The organism is Xanthomonas sp. BRIP62409 (genome assembly GCF_003992965.1).
Classification (GTDB): domain Bacteria; phylum Pseudomonadota; class Gammaproteobacteria; order Xanthomonadales; family Xanthomonadaceae; genus Xanthomonas; species Xanthomonas euroxanthea.
Window position 1 is genome coordinate 90,114 of the sequence record NZ_QEZJ01000009.1, and the last position, 19,511, is coordinate 109,624.

Consider the following 19,511-nt stretch of genomic DNA (forward strand, 5'->3'; position numbering starts at 1 on the left):
AATGAGTTTTGTTTTGAAACCAGATTGCATGGATCGTGGCGCATGAAGTCATCCCGAACTGCCGATATGCCGCGCGGCCTGGTGCTGCTGTTTGCCGCCGCCAGTGGCGTGAGCGTGGCGAATGTGTACTACGCACAACCCCTGCTGGATGCGCTGGCCCGCGACTTCGACATCAGTCATGCCGCCGTGGGAGGCGTGGTGACGGCCACCCAGATCGGCTGCGCCCTGGCCCTGCTGTTGCTGGTGCCACTGGGGGATCGGGTAGATCGTCGCCGATTGATGGCGGTGCAACTGCTGGGCCTGGTGGTGGCATTGGCGACGGTCGGCATGGCGCAGTCTGCATCTGTCTGCTGGCCGGCATGCTGGCGGTGGGGCTGCTGGGCACGGCGATGACCCAGGGGCTGATCGCCTATGCGGCCAGTGCTGCCGCGCCCCATGAACAAGGGCGGGTTGTCGGGACGGCGCAGAGTGGCGTGTTCATCGGTCTGCTGCTCGCGCGCGTGTTCGCAGGGGGCGTCAGCGATCTGGCAGGTTGGCGCGGCGTGTACTTCTGCGCCGCCGCGCTGATGCTGGTGATCGCGCTGCCGCTGTGGCGGCGGCTGCCAGTCTTGCCGTTGGCAGCCAATCCCATGCCTTACCCGCGTCTGATCACCTCCATGCTGACGCTACTGCGGGAAGAAAAGGTGCTGCAAGTGCGCGGCATGCTGGCGTTGTTGATGTTCGCCGCGTTCAACATTTTCTGGAGCGCGCTGGTGCTTCCGTTAAGCGCGCCGCCGTACAGCTTTTCGCACACCGTCATCGGTGCATTTGGCTTGGTCGGTGTGGTGGGCGCCTTGGCGGCCGCGCGTGCCGGGCAGTGGGCCGACCGTGGCCATGCCCAGCGCACCAGCGCGGCGGCGCTGGCCGTATTGCTGCTGGCTTGGTGGCCGCTGTCGCTGATGGAATGGTCGTTGTGGGCACTGGTGATCGGCATCGTGCTGCTCGACCTGGGTGGCCAGGCGCTACATGTCGCCAACCAGAGCCTGATCTTCCGCACGCGCCCCGAAACCCACAGCCGGATGGTCGGCCTCTACATGCTGTTCTATGCGGTCGGCAGCGGGCTGGGTGCCATCAGCACCACCGTCACCTATGCCCATGCGGGCTGGCAAGGTGTGTGCCTGCTGGGCGCGCTGGTCAGCGCGCTTGCGCTGTTGTTCTGGTGGCTGACGCGGCGGGTGACTCCGTAGGCTGCGGCTCAGGCCTGGCAAGCCCTTGGCACTGAGGGTTAGTTGCTAGGGCAGGCACGTGACGCGGCCAGCCCTGCACGTTGGCATTGGCTGCTTACGCCGGCACAAGCACCGCCTCTGCCAGCAGGGCGCGCTGCCTGTGCAGATGCTGCTGGAAGCGGCTGGCGTAATCCTGCGCCACCGCGCCGATGACGCTGGGCCGGGCGGCCAGGGCGGCGCGCCATGCGCCGATGCGCGGCAGCCCTTCAAAGAGGGGTGCACAGACATCGGCGGGCAGCAGGCCGAAGTAGCGCAGCAGCGGGGCGAACACCACATCGACCATGCCGAACGTGGGGCCGGCGAAATACGGGCCCTGGCCCAGCGCCTGCTCGAGCTTTTGCAGCTTGCCGCGGAAGGCGGCGCTGGCGGTGTCGGCGCTGGCCTGGTCGCTGGCATTGAGAAACTGCCAGGCGTCGGCAAAGGTGGGCGCGGCAAACTCGATCCAGGCGCGTTGCTGCGCACGTTGCAGCGGGTCGCGCGGGTACAGGCTGGTGCTGCCGCTGGTCTCGTCGAGGTAGTCGCAGATCACCACGCTCTCGAACAGGGTGGCCACGCTGCCATCCGGCTGGCCGATGCGCAGCAGCGGCACCTTGCCGGTGGGCGACAGGGCCAGGAACCAGTCCGGCTTGGCGTGCAGGTCGATATCCACGCGCTCGAAGGCGACATCGTGTTCCAGCAGCACGATGGCGGCGCGTTGCACGAACGGGCACAGCGGGTGGCTGATCAGGGTGAGTGTGTTGGGCATGGGCAATGGCTCGCGTTGCGAAAGGGGGGGGTGCCAGGGCAGCCGTGGGCCGGCCTTGCCTGCATGGCAGAAAACGCCTGCGCATCGCCATGCAACCGGTGCATGGCGATGCGCAGGCGAAGGTGGGTGCCGGCAGGGCGGCGATGCGCGCCGCCTGCCGGCGCCTGGCGGGGGGCCGCCAGGCTCAGCCGTTGAGCAGGCGCCCGCCGTCGACCACGATTTCCGACCCCACCGTCCAGCTGGATTCGTCCGAGGCCAGGTACAGCACGGCCTTGGCCACCTCTTCCGGGGTGCCGAAGCGGCCCATCGGGATGCTGGCGGCGATTTCCTCGTTGAGCTTTGCACGGTAGGCGTCGGGCACGCCGAGCTTGTCGTACAGCGGGGTTTCCACCGGGCCGGGGCTGACGGCGTTGACGCGGATGCCGCGGCCCAGCAGTTCGCTGGACAGGGTCTTGGTCATGCTGAGGAAGGCGGCCTTGGTGGCGGCATACACCGACGAGCGGGCCATGCCGGCATGCACGTTGACGGAGGTGTTGAGCACCACCGAGGCGGGGTTGGCCAGCACCGGCAGTAGCGCCTGCAGCAGGAAGTACGGGCCCTTGACGTTGATGGCGAATGAGGCGTCGAAGGCCTGCTCGGTCCACTCCTCGATCGGCACCCAGACCGAGACGCCGGCGTTGAGGAAGACGACATCGAGCTGGCCGTAATGGGCCTGCACCGCCTGCGCCAGCTCCTGCTGGGCGGCAACGCTGGCCGAGTCGGCGCGCAGCACCGGCACGTCGGGCCCCAGGATGGCCTGGGCCTTGGCGATGGAGTCGGGGTTGACGCCGGTGACGATGACGCGGGCGCCTTCGGCGAGGAACTGCTTGGCGGTTTCCAGGCCAATGCCGGTGGTGCCGCCGGTGATGAGGGTACGTTTGCCTGCAAGACGTGACATGGTGTGCTCCTGATGGTGCGGTGCCCGGCCGCCGTATGGCGGCCTTCGATGCGGCATCTTCGCCCCATGCGCCGGCTGCTATAAGATCCTGCGGGAACATAACCTTCATGCGCTGTGCGCATGAATCGAGGACGCATGGACCGGTTTCTGCTGATGACCTGCTTTGCCCGCGCGGTGGAGACGGGCAGCTTTTCCGCCGCCGGGCGCGACCTGGGGCTGGGCCAGCCCAATGTCAGCCGGCATGTGGCGGCGCTGGAACAACACCTGCAGACCCGGCTGCTCAACCGCTCCACCCGCAAGCTGGTGCTCACCCCGGAGGGCGAGCGCTATTACGCGGAGGTGCGCCGCATCCTGGATGCGGTGGGCGAGTCTGAAATGGCGCTGCGCGACGATGTGCAGCCATCCGGGCTGCTGCGGGTGGCCTGCCCCACGGCGTTGTCGCACACCTTCGTACTGCCACTGGTGCCGGCGTTCTTGCAGCGGTTTCCGGCACTGGAGCTGGACCTGCAGATCAACGACCGCTACGTGAACCTGCTCGACGAAGGCGCGGAGCTGGCCATCCGCATCGGCCACCTGGACAGCAGCGCGCTGCGCGCACGCCGCATCGGCGCGTTCACGCGGGTGACGGTGGCCAGCCGCGCCTACCTGGACAGGCGCGGGGTGCCGGCCGTGCCCGAGGACCTGCGCCACCACGACTGCGTGCTGTATACGCTGCTCAGCACGGGGGCGAGCTGGCGTTTCCGCGATACCGACGTGCCGGTGTCCGGCCGGTTCCGGGTCAACTCGCCCGAGGCCGCGCGCGCGGCGGTCAGCGCCGGGCTCGGCATCGGCCTGGGCCCGGCGTGGCTGTACGAAGAGGGCCTGGCCTCGGGCGAACTGCAGACCGTGCTGGATGCCTTTGCGCCGCCGCCGGCGCCGATGCAGATTGTCTACGCCGCCAACCGGCTGGTGCCCAAGCGCGCGCTCGTGTTCATGGATTTCATTGCCGAGGCGTTTGCGAAGATTCCGCAGCTCAATCGTTAGCGCCACCTGCGCTGCGGTGGTGCCGGCGCTGGTGCGCCGCCGGCGCTTCGCTTTCCTGCACGCATGTGCCGCTGCGGACGCGGGAATGCTCAACTTTGTTCGCCCGGGCGCAGCCTGCGCGCAAGGCTCGCCTAAGCTCGCGGCACCTTCCCCATGCACGGCTGCCACGCCCATGTTGAGCAGACACAGTCTCGCGCTTGCCACCTTCATGGCATTGAGCGGTTGCAAGCAGGCCAGCGAGCAAGCGACCGCGCCCACCGCACCCACGCCTGCGGCGGCAACCACCGCGGCGGCACCGGCGCTGGATATCAACGAACTGGATCCAGGTGCCGACGCCTGCCAGGATCTGAATGCCTTTGCCAACGGCAAGGCGCTGGCCAGGGGCATCCCCGACGACGAGGTGGGCATCGGCACCTCGTATGACGTCTACAACGCCAGCTATCGGGATCAGCACGCCATTGCAGAGGCCTTGCTGAAGACGCAGCCGGCCAGCGGCTCGGTGGAGCAGCTGGTCAGGACGTTCTACGCCTCGGGCATGGACGAGGCGGGCATCGAGCGCCTGGGCGCGGCGCCCATCCAGCCGCGGCTGGCGGCGATCGATGCCTTGAAAGATGCGGGCGATATTGCCGGCTTCATCACCCAGCGCCACGCCGAGGGCGCCAACGTGCTGTTCCAGTTCGTTGCCCAGCCCGACGCGCAGAGCGTGTCGAAGATGGTGGGCTATGCCCTGGTCGAAGGCATGACGCTGCCCGCAAAAAATTATTATGTGGACGCGCAGTACGCTCCCATCCGCAAGGCCTACCTTGCGTATATCCAGCGCACGTTCGTCCTGGCCGGCGTGCCAGCCGAGCAAGCGGCCGTGCAGGCCGGGCAGGTGCTGCAGCTGGAAAGCCGCCTGGCCGCCGCGCTGCTCACGCCGGCCGAGCAGCGCGAGCCGAAGAACATGTACCACTGGCTCACCACCGCGCAGGCCAATGCGCTGACGCCGCACTTCGCCTGGGACCGCTTCATGGCCGCGCAAGGTGTCGAAGGGGAAAGCGGCCTGGCGCTGTCGCAGCTGGCGTTCTTCAAGGCATTCGATGCGCAGTTGCAGCGCGCGCCGTTGGCGCAGTGGAAAGCCTACCTGCGCTTCCGCACCATCGACGATGCGGCACCGGCACTGAGCAAGCCGTTCGCGCAGAACCACTTCGCGTTCCACTCCACAACGCTGGAGGGCCGGCAGGTGCAGCAGCCGCGCTGGAAACAGGTGATCACCACATTGAACCAGACGATCGCCGAGGCAATGGGCCAGCTGTATGTCGCCCAGAAATTTCCCCCGGCCTCCAAGCAGCAGGTGCTGGCGCTGGTGGAGAATGTGCGCGCCGCCATGAAGCTGCGCATCACGCACGCCGACTGGATGAGCCCTGCGACCAAGGCCAAGGCATTGGACAAGCTGGCCAACATGATGCCGAAGATCGGGTATCCGGACACCTGGCGGGCGTGGTCGGGCCTGCAGCTGGACACCGGCACCTACCTGCAGAACATCGAACGGGCGGCAGCGTTCAATCACCGCGCCGAGATGGCCAAGGTCGGCAAGCCCGTGGACCGCAAGAGCTGGGGCGATGTGGCGCCGCAGACCGTGAATGCCTTCTACGCACCACGCGAAAACAGCATCTACTTTCCCGCGGTGATCCTGCAGCCGCCGCTGTTTGCGGCAACGGCCGACGATGGCCTCAACTATGGCGGAATCGGCGGGTTCATCGGCCACGAGATCAGCCACGGCTTCGATGACGAGGGCAGCCAGTTCGATGCCATCGGTGCCAACCGGAACTGGTGGCTGCCGGCGGACCGGGCGGCCTTCGAGGCGCGCACCGGCAAGATCAAGCAGCTGGTGAGCCGCTACGTGCCGCTCAAGAGCAGGCCGGACCTGCACGTCAACGGGCAGCTGGTGCTGGGCGAAAGCATCGCCGACTTCACCGGGGTCACCATCGCCTACGACGCGCTGATGCTGGATCTGCAACAACACCCCGAGCGCAATGTCGCCGTGGACGGCTACACGCCCGAGCAACGCTTCTTCATCAACTGGGCCCGGCTGTATCGCAATGCGCGCCGGGAAGAAGTGCAGGTGAAGGCGCTCAACGCCGACCCGCATCCGCCCAGCGTGGTACGCGTCAACGCCGGGCCGTCCAACATGTCGCAGTACGCCAAGGCGTTCTCGTGCAAGGCCGGCGATGCGATGGTGCGCTCCGAGCAGGAGCGTGCACAGGTCTGGTGAGGCGGGCGTTTTGCCGCGTGGCGGGTTGGTGGCCGTGGATGCATGGATGGCATTGCAGCGGCATGTGCGAACAGTCTGCAGCGCATGGTGGCATCGCGTCCTTGACGCGGGCCGTGATGCGGTCGTCGTGACGGCACCACTTCGTTTTTGCGCATGCTGGCCGCTGATCGCGTTGGGGGAATGCTCAACTTTGTTCGTCTGCGCGCAGCCTGCGCCAAGCGCTCGACTAAGCTCGCTGCACTCCCCCATGTACGGCTGCCACGACCATGTTGAGCAGGAACCTTCTCGCGCTTGCGGCCTTCATGGCATTGAGCGGTTGCAAGCAGGCCAGCGAGCAGGCAATCAACGCCAAACCTGCAGCGCCGGTTCCGATGGCCACTGCCGCTGCACCGGCGTTGGATATCAACGAACTGGATCCCGCTGCCGACCCCTGCCAGGATCTGAATGCATTTGCCAACGGCAAGGCGCTTGCCAAAGGCATCCCTGACGACGAGGTTGGCATTGGTACCTCGTTTGATTTCTACAACCGCGCCTATCGGGATCAGCACGCCATTGTAGAGGCGTTGCTGCAGTCGCAGCCGACAGCCGGTTCGATCGAGCAGCTGGTCAGGACGTTCTACGCCTCGGGTATGGACGAGGCGGGCATCGAGCGCCTGGGCGCGGCGCCCATCCGGCAACGGCTCGCCGAGATCGATGCGCTGAAGGATGCGCGCGCCATTGCCGGCTTCATTACCCAACGTCATGCCCAAGGCACCACGGTGCTGTTTCAGTTTGTTGCGCATCCGGATGAAAAGGACGTTTCGACGATGGTGGCCTATGCCAACGTCGAAGGCATGACGCTCCCCTCCAAGGATTACTATGCCGATGCGCAATATGCCGGCATTCGCAAAGCCTACCTGGCGTATATCGCGCGGTCGTTCGTGCAGGCGGGAACACCGGCCGCACAGGCATCGGTGCAGGCAGCGCAGGTGCTGCAACTGGAAAGCCGCCTGGCCGCCGCGCTGCTGACGCCGGCCCAGATGCGCGAGCCCAGCAACACCTACCACTGGCTCACCACGGCACAGGCCAATGCGCTGACGCCGCATTTTGCCTGGGACCGCTTCATGGCCGCGCAAGGTGTCGAAGGGGAAAGCGGCCTGGCGCTGTCGCAGCTGGCGTTCTTCAAGGCATTCGATGCGCAGTTGCAGCGCGCGCCGGTGGCGCAGTGGAAAGCCTACCTGCGCTTCCGCGCCATCGACGATGCGGCACCGGCCCTGAGCAAGCCGTTCGTGGAGAACCATTTCGCGTTTTACGCCAAGACGCTGGAGGGCCGGCAGGTGCAGCCGCCACGCTGGAAGCGGGTGATCGATGCGTTGAACACGACGATCGCCGAGGCGATGGGCCAGCTCTATGTGGCCCGCCACTTCTCTCCTGCCTCCAAGCAGCAGGCGCTGGCGCTGGTGGAAAACGTGCGTGCCGCCATGAAGCTGCGCATCACGCATGCCGACTGGCTGAGCGCTCCGACTAAGGCCAAGGCATTGGACAAGCTGGCCAACATCGTTCCCAAGATCGGGTATCCGGACCGGTGGCAGGATTGGTCGGGCTTGCGGCTGGAAGAGGGCGCCTATCTCGGCAATATCGAACGTGCGACCGCTTTCAACCACCGCGCCGACATGGCCAGGATCGGCAAGCCGGCCGATCGGATGAGCTGGGACGATGTGGCGCCGCAGACCGTAAATGCCTTCTACGCGCCGCGCCAGAACAGCATCTTCTTTCCTGCGGTGATCCTGCAGCCGCTGTTGTTCAGTGCCACTGCCGACGATGGCCTCAACTATGGCGGGATCGGCACCATGATCGGTCACGAGATCAGCCATGCCTTCGATGACGAGGGCAGGCAATTCGATGCCATCGGCGCCACACGCAATTGGTGGTTGCCCGCGGATGTTGCCGCGTTCGACACCCGCACCGACAGGATCAAGCAGCAGATGAGCAGCTACGTGCCGCTCAAGAACCGCCCGAACCTGCACGTCAACGGGCAGCTGGTGCTGGGCGAGAGCATCGCCGACTTCACCGGGGTCGGCACCGCCTACGATGCGTTGATGCTGGATCTGCAACAGCACCCCGAGCGCAACGTCGCCATCGATGGGTATACGCCCGAGCAGCGCTTCTTCATCAACTGGGCGCGGAAGCACCGCAGTGCGCGCCGGGAAGAAGCACAGGTGAAGGCGCTCAACGCCGACCCGCACCCGCCCAGCGTGGTACGCGTCAACGCCGGGCCGTCCAACATGCCGCAGTACGCCAAGGCGTTCTCGTGCAAGGCCGGCGATGCGATGGTGCGCTCCGAGCAGGAGCGTGCACAGGTCTGGTGAGGCGGGCGTTGGGCGGTGTGGCGGCCGCGCAGGCCGCCGTGCTGCGTTGACGGCCTGCCGGGCCGTGCCCGGTGAGGCGCCGGGCTGCTGCAGCTGCGCCGGCGGTGCCTCCTGCACGGCCGTGCGTTTGGCCCGCGCACCGCACGCTTACTCGAGCGGTCTGGGCGAGGGGCGCTGGTTGTTGGAAAAGCTCGTGTAGAGCGCTGCGGCGCGCTCGTCGGCAACGGCGTTTTCGACGCCGCTGAGTCCTTTCGCCGCGATGGCGCGCGCGGCTTTGCCATCACCCAGCAGGTACGCCAGGCGCAGGTAGGCCAGGCTGTCGACCAGGTTCTTGTGCTGAGTGTCGCTGGCATACACCTCCGACAGGCCGTAGTAGGCATACAGGTTGCCGGCCAGTGCGGCCCGCCGCAGGATGCCGATGCCGGCGGAGAAGCGGCCGGCAACTGCGGTCTTGATGCCGTAGACCACCGTGGCGGCCTGGTTGCCTGCTTGCGACGCTGCGTTGAGCTGGTCCAGGTGCAAGGTATCCAGGCGTGCGCGCTCGCTCTCGGTGGGGTAGCCGTGGGTGAGCAGCCACTGTGCTTCTGCCTCGGAGTCGGCCACCAATGGCCCACTGGCCTTGCACGCGCCCGGACCCTGCGGGCAGAGGTAGCGCCGTACCTGCTGGCTCACTCCCTGGGAGAGGGCGGTTGTTCGATCCGGCGACGGCGCTGCTGCGCCGGGGCCTGCCGTGGGTGTGGCCGCTGCAGGCGTGGCCGCTGACGCTTGGTCGGTAGGCGCTGGCCGGCCTGTGTCTGTGCAGGCGGCGAGCGCACTGCACAGGGCGGCCAGGGCCAGGACGTGGGTTGTGCGCATGGGTCACTCCATTCCGTTGAAGACGGCGGCATGGTGCGCGATGTCGGCGCGCCATGCGACTGCGGCCTGTGCCTGGGCCTGTGGGCATGGGAAGCAGGCACTACCCCGAGGGGGGCGGGCAGCGAGCTTCCTGCCGTTGGCCCCTTCGCTCAGGCGCCTGCCCCGTTGATCGCCCACTGCGCCGCAACGGCGCGTTGGTAGGCCGGGCGGCGTTCGGCGCGGGCGACATAGGCCAGCAGTTCGGGGAAGGCGTCCAGCAGGCCGAAGTGCCCGATGCGCAGCAGCACCGACGCCATCAGCAGGTCGCCGACGCTGAAGTCGCCATCGAGCCAGGCGTTGCTGCCCAGGTGCGCGGTGAGGTGCTGCAGGCGCCGGCGGATGCGCTTTTGCAGCAGCGGCATGCGCTCTGCGGTCCAGGGTTTGTCGGCTTCCAGCAGCGTGGCGGTGGCCAGCTCCAGGCTGGGCGGCTCCACCGTGTTGAGCGCGGCAAACATCCAGGCGATGGCACGGGCGCGGGCGTTGGGGTCGGCCGGCAGCAGGCCGGGATAACGCTCGGCGATGTGCAGGACGATGGCGCCGGTTTCGAACAGCACCAGCGCGCCCTGTTCGAAGGTGGGGATCTGGCCGAACGGGTGCAGGGCCAGATGCGCGGGTTGCTTCAGCGCGACGAAGGGCAGCCGCCGCACCTGGTAGGGCTGGCCCACCTCTTCCAGCGCCCAGCGCACGCGCAGATCGCGCACCAGGCCCTTGCCGCCGTCGGGCGAGCGTTCGAAGGCGGTGATGGTGATGGTCATGCAGACGGCTCCGTTGAGGTGAGCGGGCTACGGTGCCGGTTGCCGCCGGTGCGTGCAAAGGGCGGACCGGGCCATGCCGCGGCCGGCCCGGTGGCCGAAGGGTGCCACGCCCCGGCCTGGCCGGGCCTGGCCCTGCCCGGCGGCGCAGCGCAGCGGACCGGGCCATGTCGGGCGCTGGCAGCCCCTTGGGGCGCCAGGTCGTTGGCTGGAGGCGGCCGGCCGGGGCGCGAAAGCGACCTGATTCAGGCCGGCAGGCGGTTTGAGACAAATTGCTCCCCTGGTCTCACCTTTTCCGTATATCGTGCGCTACGTCACAATAAAATGTGACTGGTGTCGCACTTTATTAGCGGATCAAGGATTTCCACATGACCGACAACATGCTGGCGCTCACCACGCCGTTGGTGGGCGGGCGCGGTGCGCCAGCGCAAGGATGGTTGGCCATGCCGCCGCCGTTGATGGCCTCGTTCGACGAGCGCTGCGCGGCCCCGGCACCGCAGCTGCCCGCACCGGCCTCGGACATGCCGGGCCTCACGCGCCTGCTGCGCAAAGGCGCGCGCGGCCTGCTGCGTACCCTGCCCTGGCGGCACCAGGACCGGCTGTATTACCTGCACACCTTCGGGCGGCTGCCGGACCTGTATGCGCCCAAGTGCTTCAACGAGAAGATCCTCTACCGCAAGTGCGTGCACGGCGATTACCCGCTGTACCAGCGGCTGGCGGACAAGTTTGCGGTGCGCCCGTATGTAGCGGCCAGGATCGGCGAGGCGCACCTGATCCCGCTGCTGCTGGACAGCACCGACCCGCAGGAGCTGTTGCGCCTGCCGCAGTGGCGGCAGACCGTGATCAAGGCCAACCACGGCGCGGCGATGGTGGAGGTGGTGCGCGAGGAGCCGGACGCGGTGCAGAAACGGCGCATCATCGAGCGGTGCGGCCAGTGGCTGCGCACCGACTTCTCCGACATGGTGCGCGAGATCCATTACCGCGATATTCCGCCGCGGATCCTGGTGGAGGAGTACATCGGCGATGCGCAGCAGGTGCCGGTGGACTACAAGTTCCACATGTTCCGCCAGGCCGACGGCAGTTTTCAGTACGTGCTGCAGGTGATCTACGGGCGCTTCGACACGCCCAAGCTGGCGATGACCTTCTTCGTGAATAACCTGCACACGGCCTTCCACCGCATCCGCGACGACGGGCGCACGCCGCCCAGCCCGCCGGCGCTGCTGGAACAGGCGCTGGAACTGAGCAAGCGGCTGGCGGGCGATGTCGATTACGTGCGGGTGGACTGGTACATCCAGCGCGGGCAGATCTACTTCGGCGAGCTGACCTTCACCCCGGGTGCGGGGCTGGTCACCGGCCTGGACCGCGGGCTGGACCGGATGATGGGCGACATGTGGGTGCAGCGGCGGGCGCCGCTGGACCCGTCCTTTGCGACGGACGGCATCCGCATGCGGGTGCCGACGCGGTGAGGTGAGTACGGCCGCGGTACGGCCGCGGCACGCCACGCGGCTGCGGGCAAGGGAAACGTGCATCGCGCCGTCGCGCCGCGGCCGGCCACAGCGCGCCTGGCGCGCCAGCCGGCAGCGGCGGATACTCCACGGCCGCCGATGCGCCCGCATCCGGCGCACCGCCGACCGCGGTGCCGCACTTGCCCCCTTGCATGGACGCCCCCTTGCCGAACCTTCGCCTACACCGCTGCCTCCCACTCGGCCTGCTCTGCGCGTTGTGCGCCTGTACCGGCGCCGGCACCCCCGGCGCGCCGCGCCCGGAAGCCGAGCACTTCACCCTTGCCGAGCTGCAGCAGCTTGGCTGCACGGTCACCGCCACGCCCAAGCGCACCATGCACAAGATCCCGCTGATGGGCGAGGTCGATGGCTATGGCGTGACCAGCACCACCGACTGCGCGACGCACCTGATCAGCCTGCTGCAGCCGATGACCTACGAGGACGCGGTGTGGGAAGGCGCACGTACCGCCGCCGGCAACTTTGCCAAGGAGCACGGCTTCGAGCGCGAAAGTTACGAAGGCCGGCACGGCGAGTACAGCGAGATCGAGGTGTTCAGCCACGGCGGCACGCCGGTGGGCTTCGAGTACAACGTACAGGCCCGGGGCACGCTGCATTCGGTGATCGTGCTGTCCGACAGCATCGCGCCGGACGCGGCCTTCGAGGCGGTGTTGAAGACCAAGTTGTAGGGGGGGGGCGCTGTCAGCGCGAAAGACGATTTCTCCGGAGTAACCGCTCCGAGCGCATCACGTGAACCACGACGACGCGCTGCCCATCCACACGGTAGAACACGCGGCACGGTGGTTCGACGATTTGACGGTAGCGGGAGCGCTTGAGCTCCTGCGGGCGGCTCCCGCTCTCCGGGTGCTCGGCCAATTGCTCGACATGCGCAACCACCCGTCTCACCAGTGCCGCTGCGGCGGCTGCGTCCTCAAGTGCAATGTAGTCGGCAATCGCGTCCAGGTCGGCCACCGCCGGCTCCGACCAGACTATTTCAGCCATCGCGCCAGGCGTTGTTTGGCCTGCTCGTGGCTCAGGCTGCGGCCTTCCGCTACCGCCATTTCACCACGGGCGATACCTTCGAGGATCGCCATCCGCTGCTGCAGGCGCTCATAGCTGGTGACATCGACCAGATATGCGCTGGGCAGACCATGCTGGGTAATCAGGATCGGCTCCTTGTCGCGCTCGACATCAGCGAGGAGTTCGGTGGCCTGACGCTTGAGCGTGGTGACAAGTTCTGTGCGCATGGAGTGACACTAAAGTATCACTCAGGGTGAGGCAAGTCGGCTGCGCCGGGCGAGGCGGCCGACCTGGCTACACCCCACCCAACGGCCGCAGGCACAACCAGATGGCGCACCAGTGCGACAGCGCGCCGCCCAGCACGTGGGCGTGCCAGATGGCGCGGTTGTAAACCAGCGACTTGCGCACGTAGAAGGTGACGCCCACGGTGTAGAACGCGCCGCCGGCGGCGATCAGCCACAGTACGGTGCTGTCCAGGCCGGCGACGAATGGCTTGATCACCACAATGCCGGCCCAGCCCAGCAGCAGGTAGATCGCCACCCAGAAGCCCTTGGCGATGCCGGGCAGGAACAGCTTGGCAAACACGCCGAACAAGGCCACGCCCCACACGCCCAGGATCATCGCCCAGCGCCAGGTGCCGTCCAGGGCGACCAGCAGGAACGGCGTGTAGGAGCCGGCGATCATCACGAAGATGCCGGCGTGGTCGAACTTGCGCAGCATCGGCTGGCGCTGCGGCGGGGCGAAGTTGTAGGCCGCCGAGCAGCCGAACATCACCAGCAGGCCCAGCGCGTACACGCAGGTGGCCAGCAGCATGGTCTGGTTGGCATGGGCGCGCCAGACCATCCAGGCACCGCCGACGATGGCCAGGAACAGGCCGGCCGCATGCACGATCACATCGGCACGGCGGGCGGAGCGGGTCTTGTAGTGCGGGGCGGTGATGCTGGGGGAAACGGGCACGGCGGTTCTTCGAGAGGGGGGAGCCCACGCCGTGCAGGCAACGGTGACGCGGCGGGGGCAACAGAATACCCGGCTTGCTGAATCCGCTCAGTGACACAGGCTCGCCGGTTTGGCCCCGGTCTCATACCCTGAGACACCTCCCCTGTCTCATGCCCCTCTTTGGGAGCCGCCGTATGCCTCCGTTTGCCCTCGCTCCCCGCACCGAAACCGCCGAACGCGCGCTGGCCACCACCGATGGCCGGCCCAGCCGCGATGGCGCACTGCTCACCGAACGCCTGGAACGGCGTTACCACGACCGCATCACCGGCAGCTTCACCCTGCCCGGCCGCGAGGGCCGCTATGCGCCGATCCCGGACGATGTGCCGGCCGCGCTAGCCGACGCCTTGCGCGCGCGCGGCATCGACCGGCTCTACAGCCACCAGGCCGACGCCTGGGCGGCCACCCAGCGCGGCGAGCATGTGGCGATCGTGACGCCCACCGCCTCGGGCAAGTCGCTGTGCTACACGTTGCCGGTGGTGAGCGCGGCGATGACCTCCGGCGCCAAGGCGCTGTACCTGTTCCCGACCAAGGCGCTGGCACAGGACCAGGTGGCCGAGTTGCTGGAATTGAACCGCGCCGGCGCGCTGGGGGTGAAGGCCTTCACCTTCGACGGCGATACGCCGGGCGATGCGCGCCAGGCGATCCGCCTGCATGGCGACATCGTGGTGAGCAACCCGGACATGCTGCACCAGGCGATCCTGCCGCATCACACCAAGTGGGCACAGTTCTTCGAGAACCTGCGCTATGTGGTGATCGACGAGATCCACACCTACCGCGGGGTGTTCGGCAGCCACGTCACCAACGTGCTGCGCCGGCTCAAGCGCATCTGCGCGTTCTACGGTGCCAACCCGCAGTTCATCCTGTGCTCGGCCACCATCGGCAACCCGCATGCGCACGCGCAGGCCTTGATCGAAGAGCAGGTGCACGCGATCACCGAGTCCGGCGCGCCCACCGGCGACAAGCACGTGCTGCTGTGGAACCCGCCGGTGGTCAATGCCGACCTGGGGCTGCGCGCGTCGGCACGCTCGCAGAGCAACCGCATCGCGCGCATCGCGATCAAGAGCGGGCTGAAGACGCTGGTGTTCGCGCAGACGCGGCTGATGGTGGAAGTGCTGACCAAATACCTCAAAGACATCTTCGACCACGACCCGCGCAAGCCGCCACGCATCCGTGCCTACCGCGGCGGCTACCTGCCCACCGAACGGCGCGAGGTGGAGCGCGCGATGCGCGCGGGCAATATCGACGGCATCATTTCCACCTCGGCACTGGAGCTGGGCGTGGATATCGGCGCGCTGGATGTGGTGATCCTCAACGGCTACCCCGGCAGCGTGGCGGCGACCTGGCAGCGCTTCGGCCGTGCCGGGCGGCGCCAGCAGCCGGCGCTGGGCGTGCTGGTGGCCAGCTCGCAGCCGCTGGACCAGTACGTGGTGCGGCACCCGGATTTCTTCGCCGATGCCTCGCCCGAGCACGCACGCATCGCGCCGGACCAGCCGCTGATCCTGTTCGACCATATCCGCTGCGCGGCGTTCGAGCTGCCATTCATTGCCAGCGAACCGTTCGGGCCGATCGACCCGCTGGTGTTTTTGGAAGCGCTGGCCGAAAGCGAGGTGATTCACCAGGAAGGCGACCGCTGGGAATGGATCGCCGACAGCTACCCGGCCAATGCGGTGAGCCTGCGCTCGGTGGCCGACGGCAACTTCGTGGTGGTGGACAAGAGCGACGGCAAGCAGCAGATCATTGCCGAGGTGGATTACTCGGCCGCTGCGCTGACCTTGTACGAAGGCGCCATCCACATGGTGCAGAGCACGCCGTACCAGGTGGAGCGGCTGGACTGGGAAGGCCGCAAGGCCTATGTCACGCGCACCCACGTGGACTACTACACCGACAGCATCGACTACACCAAGCTCAAGGTGCTGGACCGCTTCGACGGCGGCGTGGCCGGGCGCGGCGATTCGCATCACGGCGAGGTGCATGTGGTGCGGCGCGTGTCCGGCTACAAGAAGATCCGCTACTACACGCACGAGAACATCGGCTACGGGCCGGTCAATCTGCCCGACCAGGAACTGCACACCACTGCGGTGTGGTGGCAGCTGCCGCAGGCCACCCTGGGCAAGGCGTTTGCGTCCAAGCAGGATGCGCTGGATGGATTCCTGGGCGCCGCCTATGCGCTGCACGTGGTGGCCACGGTGGCGGTGATGGCCGATGCGCGCGACTTGCAGAAGGCCGTGGGCAATGGCGACGGTGCGTGGTTCGCGGTAGCCGACCAGACCGGGCGCGGGCAGCTGCGCGGCGTGGACGAGGGTGAAGAAGGCGCGGTGGAATTGCAGCAGGCGTTCGTGCCCACGGTGTATCTGTACGACAACTTTCCTGGCGGGGTGGGCCTGAGCGAGCCGCTGTGGCTGCGCCAGGCCGAGCTGCTGCAGCGCGCCGACGAGCTGGTGCGGCGGTGCGATTGCAGCGCCGGCTGCCCGGCCTGCGTGGGCCCGGTGCTGGCCGCGCATGAGGAAGGCAAGGGCGAGTCGCCCAAGTCGCTGGCATTGACCGTGCTGGCGCTGTTGTTCGACGCGGATGCGCCGTTGCGGCATGCCACCCAGGTGGACGAGGACCTGGCGCTGGACGTGCTTGCATGAGTGTGAGTGCGGACCGGCTGCGGCTGTTGCGGCGCCAGGCCGGGCATGCCGATGTACGTGCGCCGGTGGCGGATGCAGACGGCGATGCACCGCATGGCGCGCAGGCAGCGCCTGTGGTTGATGCGGATGCCGGAATTCTTGGTGGAGTGCCCCAACTGCATTCCAATGCAGGCGCGCCTATTGCGCCGCATGCAGCTATGGCACGCGCAGTCGTGGATCCTGCTCCTACTAGCGAGTTTGCCGCGCGTGAGGTGCGTCGTGGTGCATCTTCGCCCTGCGATGCGCCGGCGATGGCGCAGACCGGCGTGGACGATGAAACCTCAGCGTTCGCGACCGAATGCATGATGCTCTCGCCTGCACAACAGATGCACTCCGCAGTGGTCGGACGAACATCTGGTGAAGCAGTTGTTGTGGGCGATGCGCGCACGCGTGCCGCAAGTGAAATGTCTGCAACCGCACAGCCGACGCGTGCGCCGGCAGCACCGGTGCCTGGCAGCGACCCTGGCGTGAGCGCAGAACGTCTGCGCCTGCTACGCCGTCAGGTCGGCGGGCTGACGCCTGCACCGCGCAGGGACGATGCGGTGATGCCCACGCGTGCCCAACGTCAGCCTGCACCGGGTGCGGCTGCGTCTGCGTCACGCGCCCTGCCGCGCGGTGCGATTGCGCCAAGCGCGCAGCCCGGCAGCGCAGAGGCTGTCCGTGCGCCCCGTCCCCAGCCCGCCGCAGCGGCGATGACGCGCCGCGCCCTGCAGGCGCCGGTTGCGGCGCCGCCTGCGCGCGATACCTCGGCGTTTGCCTGGGTGGAGCACGAGGTGCGCCACAAGCCGGCAGGCGCGGCGGCCGATGCGGCAGCGCGCGTGCCGGCGGTGCATGCGGCACCTGCTGCGCCCACTGCCAGCCCGGCACCGCAGCGACGTGCCGATATCGCCGGGCTGCGCCGGATGATCGGCCTGCGCGAGCGCGCGGTCTCGACGCACGCGCCGCTGCGTGCGGCCTCCACCGACCGGCAGCTGCCCGGCAACGAGATCGCGCCCGGCCTGCACCTGATCGAAGCCTTCCTGCCGCAGGCGATTCCGCACCAGGCGCTGTCGCTGGCCTTCGCCAAGCGCGAGGACGCGGTGGACCCGATGGACCTGCTGTTCTTCGACACCGAGACCACCGGCCTGGCCGGCGGCACCGGCACGCGCGCCTTCATGATCGGCGTGGCCGATTGGCACATCGACGCTGCGCAGGGCAGCGGGCTGCGCGTGCGCCAGCTGATGATGTCCACGATGGCGGCCGAAAGCGCGATGCTGGACCTGTTCCGCAGCTGGCTGTCGCCGCAGACGGTGCTGTCCAGCTACAACGGGCGCTGCTACGACGCGCCGTTGTTGAAGACGCGCTACCGGCTGGCGCGCCGCGGCGACCCGATCTCCGCACTGGACCATGTGGACCTGCTGTTCCCCACGCGCCGGCGTTACCGCGGCACCTGGGAGAACTGCAAGCTGGCCACCATCGAACGGCAGCTGCTGCGCGTGGTGCGCGAGGACGACCTGCCCGGCTCCGAAGCCCCGGCGGCATGGCTGAGCTACCTGCGCGGCGGCAGCGCGCGCAACCTGCGCCGCGTGGCCGAGCACAACCACCAGGACGTGGTGACCTTGTCGCTGCTGCTGCAGCGCCTGGTGGCGGTGGAGGCACAGGACCGCGAGGTGATTCCGTTGATGGACGCGCCTTGAGGTCGATGCGCGATCGGTCGCGCAATCAGCGCAGCATCGGCCCGTGATTGCGATGCTGGATGCACCATGGAGCGCTCCCGACCGCCTTGCAGTGCGCACGTGAGAGCGACGCCCAGCCGAAAGCGCGGTGTGCCCGGAGCCGGTACCGCTGCGGCAATGCCATCGGAAAAGACGGCCGCGTTGGCGACGGGAAACATGCTGCGCCGCGCCGCGGCTTGCCGTGATCAGCCCTCGGTCTGCGTGGCCAGCCCCTGTGCGATCGCCTCGCGCATGAGGCGCCGGGCTTCCTTGGACTGTGCGGCGGAGTTAACGACTGCTATCGGCTTCAGGCATCGTTTCCTGCACTTCGTCGTCCCCCAGCCCACTTCGTCGGATCGCGTGCCCTATCGTGAGCCTGCTCAGCTATCGTGTGGCGGGATTTGCAAACGCGTTGCAGATAGGCCTCAGATCAAGACCTACAGGGAAGTGCGGATACATGAAACGCTGGCTGTTTGTCGCTTTGCTCACCCTTTCGTTCGCGGCGCAAGGGGTTGTCATCCGCGCCGATGTTGACGACTAAGAATATCGCATCGATCAATCAGCATTTCCGGCGCTGGCAGACATGCCAGGCGAAGGGCATGGCGTGCTCATCGCGCCGAAGTGGGTCATCACCGCCGCACACGCGGCTCCCATGGAAGGCATGGATGCGGAGGTGGCCATCAACGGGAACGTTTACAAAGTTGCTCGGGTATTCGTCCATCCTGGCTACAAGCACATGCCCGACGCATTGGGCCAAGACGCGTTGAAGTCGGGCGATCCGTCCAGGATTCACGCCTTTCTGGCAGGTTCGGATGACATCGCGTTGATCGCGTTGGATGCGCCTGTTGAGCAGGTTGCACCGGTCGCTCTCTATCGAGGCAGCGATGAGGTCACGGAAGTCGCCATGTTTGTAGGAAAGGGGGCAACCGGCAATGGCATTGAAGGGCAGATTCCCAACTCTCCACATCGTGGCGCGCTGAGGCGGGCGTACAACGCCATTACTGGCGCCAACGACCGCTACCTCTGGTATCGATTCGATCCCCCCGCACAAGGCCTGCCACTCGAAGGTGTGTTGGGAAGCGGTGACAGCGGCGGCCCCCTCGTTGTGCAAGGTCAGGGCACTTGGCGACTCATCGGGCTGGGATCGTGGATCACGGCAGTTCCGGAACACGCGCTAGAGGCTGGCTTTTATGGGCAAATGGTCTACAACGTGCGCATCTCGCGATATGTCAGCTGGATCAATGGCGTGATGTGTGCGGCAGATGGAGCCTCCTGTGCGGGCAATTAGCCAACGCGGCTGCCTCTAGCGCGCGCCAGGAAGAAACCATCGCGATGAAGCGGCCTGCCTTCACATGCGCCACCGGGCCAGCGCGCATGATCACAACCTCTAGCGGCGCACCTGCTGCACAGGTCAT

16 protein-coding genes and 1 pseudogene are annotated in these 19,511 nt (G+C 67.3%); 10 read left to right on the top strand and 7 right to left on the bottom strand.

Annotated elements, in window-relative coordinates:
* Positions 1-42: 42 nt before the first annotated feature.
* Both EO170_RS21670 and EO170_RS01515 read left to right on the top strand, forming a co-directional pair.
* The gene (locus EO170_RS21670) at positions 43-393 is read left to right on the top strand and encodes an MFS transporter (RefSeq protein WP_241239369.1); all 351 of its coding nucleotides are present in this window, start codon (positions 43-45) and stop codon (positions 391-393) included.
* Positions 360-1,226 carry an MFS transporter gene (locus tag EO170_RS01515; protein WP_241239370.1) on the top strand — a complete coding sequence of 289 codons (867 nt, stop codon included), beginning with the start codon at positions 360-362 and terminating at the stop codon, positions 1,224-1,226. The genes EO170_RS21670 and EO170_RS01515 overlap by 34 nt, the downstream gene beginning before the upstream one ends.
* A 94-nt stretch (positions 1,227-1,320) precedes the next feature.
* Here the strand turns inward: EO170_RS01515 and EO170_RS01520 are convergent, their stop codons facing one another.
* Together EO170_RS01520 and EO170_RS01525 are read right to left on the bottom strand one after the other, a co-directional pair.
* Positions 1,321-2,010, bottom strand: a complete 690-nt coding sequence (locus EO170_RS01520; RefSeq protein WP_126941998.1) for a glutathione S-transferase family protein — start codon at positions 2,008-2,010, stop codon at positions 1,321-1,323.
* A gap of 184 nt (positions 2,011-2,194) precedes the next feature.
* Complete coding sequence (locus EO170_RS01525) at positions 2,195-2,947, bottom strand: SDR family oxidoreductase (RefSeq protein WP_039518017.1); 753 nt, start codon at positions 2,945-2,947, stop codon at positions 2,195-2,197.
* A gap of 135 nt (positions 2,948-3,082) precedes the next feature.
* Between EO170_RS01525 and EO170_RS01530 the strand changes: the two genes are divergently transcribed.
* The 3 genes from EO170_RS01530 (at position 3,083) to EO170_RS01540 (ending at position 8,572) form a co-directional block, all read left to right on the top strand.
* On the top strand, positions 3,083-3,970 hold the full coding sequence (locus EO170_RS01530) for a LysR family transcriptional regulator (protein ID WP_126942000.1): 888 nt from the start codon (positions 3,083-3,085) through the stop codon (positions 3,968-3,970).
* A 172-nt stretch (positions 3,971-4,142) separates the two neighbouring features.
* Complete coding sequence (locus EO170_RS01535; RefSeq protein ID WP_126942002.1) at positions 4,143-6,224, top strand: M13 family metallopeptidase; 2,082 nt, start codon at positions 4,143-4,145, stop codon at positions 6,222-6,224.
* 266 nt (positions 6,225-6,490) lie between these two features.
* Positions 6,491-8,572, top strand: a complete 2,082-nt coding sequence (locus EO170_RS01540; protein WP_126942004.1) for a M13 family metallopeptidase — start codon at positions 6,491-6,493, stop codon at positions 8,570-8,572.
* A 147-nt stretch (positions 8,573-8,719) separates the two neighbouring features.
* Here EO170_RS01540 and EO170_RS01545 read toward each other — a convergent pair whose 3' ends face one another.
* Both EO170_RS01545 and EO170_RS01550 read right to left on the bottom strand, forming a co-directional pair.
* Complete coding sequence (locus tag EO170_RS01545) at positions 8,720-9,427, bottom strand: hypothetical protein (protein WP_126942006.1); 708 nt, start codon at positions 9,425-9,427, stop codon at positions 8,720-8,722.
* Positions 9,428-9,576: 149 nt separating this feature from the next.
* Complete coding sequence (locus EO170_RS01550; protein WP_126942008.1) at positions 9,577-10,221, bottom strand: glutathione S-transferase family protein; 645 nt, start codon at positions 10,219-10,221, stop codon at positions 9,577-9,579.
* A gap of 365 nt (positions 10,222-10,586) precedes the next feature.
* Between EO170_RS01550 and EO170_RS01555 the strand changes: the two genes are divergently transcribed.
* Together EO170_RS01555 and EO170_RS01560 are read left to right on the top strand one after the other, a co-directional pair.
* A complete protein-coding gene (locus tag EO170_RS01555) occupies positions 10,587-11,684 on the top strand; it encodes an ATP-grasp fold amidoligase family protein (RefSeq protein ID WP_241239371.1) in 1,098 nt (365 codons plus the stop codon).
* A gap of 203 nt (positions 11,685-11,887) precedes the next feature.
* Positions 11,888-12,406, top strand: a complete 519-nt coding sequence (locus EO170_RS01560; RefSeq protein ID WP_241239372.1) for a hypothetical protein — start codon at positions 11,888-11,890, stop codon at positions 12,404-12,406.
* 13 nt (positions 12,407-12,419) lie between these two features.
* Here EO170_RS01560 and EO170_RS01565 read toward each other — a convergent pair whose 3' ends face one another.
* The 3 genes from EO170_RS01565 to EO170_RS01575 form a co-directional block, all read right to left on the bottom strand.
* Entirely contained in the window at positions 12,420-12,719 is a 300-nt protein-coding gene (locus EO170_RS01565) for a type II toxin-antitoxin system RelE/ParE family toxin (protein ID WP_104585946.1), read from the bottom strand.
* Positions 12,707-12,964, bottom strand: a complete 258-nt coding sequence (locus tag EO170_RS01570; RefSeq protein WP_104585948.1) for a type II toxin-antitoxin system Phd/YefM family antitoxin — start codon at positions 12,962-12,964, stop codon at positions 12,707-12,709. The genes EO170_RS01565 and EO170_RS01570 overlap by 13 nt, the downstream gene beginning before the upstream one ends.
* Before the next feature lie 67 nt (positions 12,965-13,031).
* Entirely contained in the window at positions 13,032-13,694 is a 663-nt protein-coding gene (locus EO170_RS01575) for a hemolysin III family protein (protein ID WP_104585950.1), read from the bottom strand.
* Positions 13,695-13,867: 173 nt separating this feature from the next.
* Between EO170_RS01575 and EO170_RS01580 the strand changes: the two genes are divergently transcribed.
* From EO170_RS01580 to EO170_RS01590, 3 genes and pseudogenes are all read left to right on the top strand, one after another.
* Positions 13,868-16,363, top strand: coding sequence for a DEAD/DEAH box helicase (locus EO170_RS01580; RefSeq protein WP_164740868.1), 2,496 nt, complete (start codon positions 13,868-13,870; stop codon positions 16,361-16,363).
* Positions 16,360-18,078 carry a ribonuclease H-like domain-containing protein gene (locus EO170_RS01585; protein ID WP_206513964.1) on the top strand — a complete coding sequence of 573 codons (1,719 nt, stop codon included), beginning with the start codon at positions 16,360-16,362 and terminating at the stop codon, positions 18,076-18,078. The genes EO170_RS01580 and EO170_RS01585 overlap by 4 nt, the downstream gene beginning before the upstream one ends.
* 475 nt (positions 18,079-18,553) lie before the next feature.
* A pseudogene (locus EO170_RS01590) lies at positions 18,554-19,384 on the top strand (trypsin-like serine protease).
* Positions 19,385-19,511 lie beyond the last annotated feature (127 nt).

Bases quoted from the DNA above. Each gene is read 5' to 3' on its own strand.
- EO170_RS01530 (WP_126942000.1), top strand. From the start codon at position 3,083: ATGGACCGGTTTCTGCTGATGACCTGCTTTGCCCGCGCGGTGGAGACG.
- EO170_RS01515 (WP_241239370.1), top strand. From the start codon at position 360: ATGCTGGCGGTGGGGCTGCTGGGCACGGCGATGACCCAGGGGCTGATC.
- EO170_RS01540 (WP_126942004.1), top strand. From the start codon at position 6,491: ATGTTGAGCAGGAACCTTCTCGCGCTTGCGGCCTTCATGGCATTGAGC.
- EO170_RS01550 (WP_126942008.1), bottom strand. From the start codon at position 10,221: ATGACCATCACCATCACCGCCTTCGAACGCTCGCCCGACGGCGGCAAG.
- EO170_RS01520 (WP_126941998.1), bottom strand. From the start codon at position 2,010: ATGCCCAACACACTCACCCTGATCAGCCACCCGCTGTGCCCGTTCGTG.
- EO170_RS01535 (WP_126942002.1), top strand. From the start codon at position 4,143: ATGTTGAGCAGACACAGTCTCGCGCTTGCCACCTTCATGGCATTGAGC.
- EO170_RS01545 (WP_126942006.1), bottom strand. From the start codon at position 9,427: ATGCGCACAACCCACGTCCTGGCCCTGGCCGCCCTGTGCAGTGCGCTC.
- EO170_RS01555 (WP_241239371.1), top strand. From the start codon at position 10,587: ATGACCGACAACATGCTGGCGCTCACCACGCCGTTGGTGGGCGGGCGC.
- EO170_RS01585 (WP_206513964.1), top strand. From the start codon at position 16,360: ATGAGTGTGAGTGCGGACCGGCTGCGGCTGTTGCGGCGCCAGGCCGGG.
- EO170_RS01580 (WP_164740868.1), top strand. From the start codon at position 13,868: ATGCCTCCGTTTGCCCTCGCTCCCCGCACCGAAACCGCCGAACGCGCG.
- EO170_RS01565 (WP_104585946.1), bottom strand. From the start codon at position 12,719: ATGGCTGAAATAGTCTGGTCGGAGCCGGCGGTGGCCGACCTGGACGCG.
- EO170_RS01570 (WP_104585948.1), bottom strand. From the start codon at position 12,964: ATGCGCACAGAACTTGTCACCACGCTCAAGCGTCAGGCCACCGAACTC.
- EO170_RS21670 (WP_241239369.1), top strand. From the start codon at position 43: ATGAAGTCATCCCGAACTGCCGATATGCCGCGCGGCCTGGTGCTGCTG.
- EO170_RS01525 (WP_039518017.1), bottom strand. From the start codon at position 2,947: ATGTCACGTCTTGCAGGCAAACGTACCCTCATCACCGGCGGCACCACC.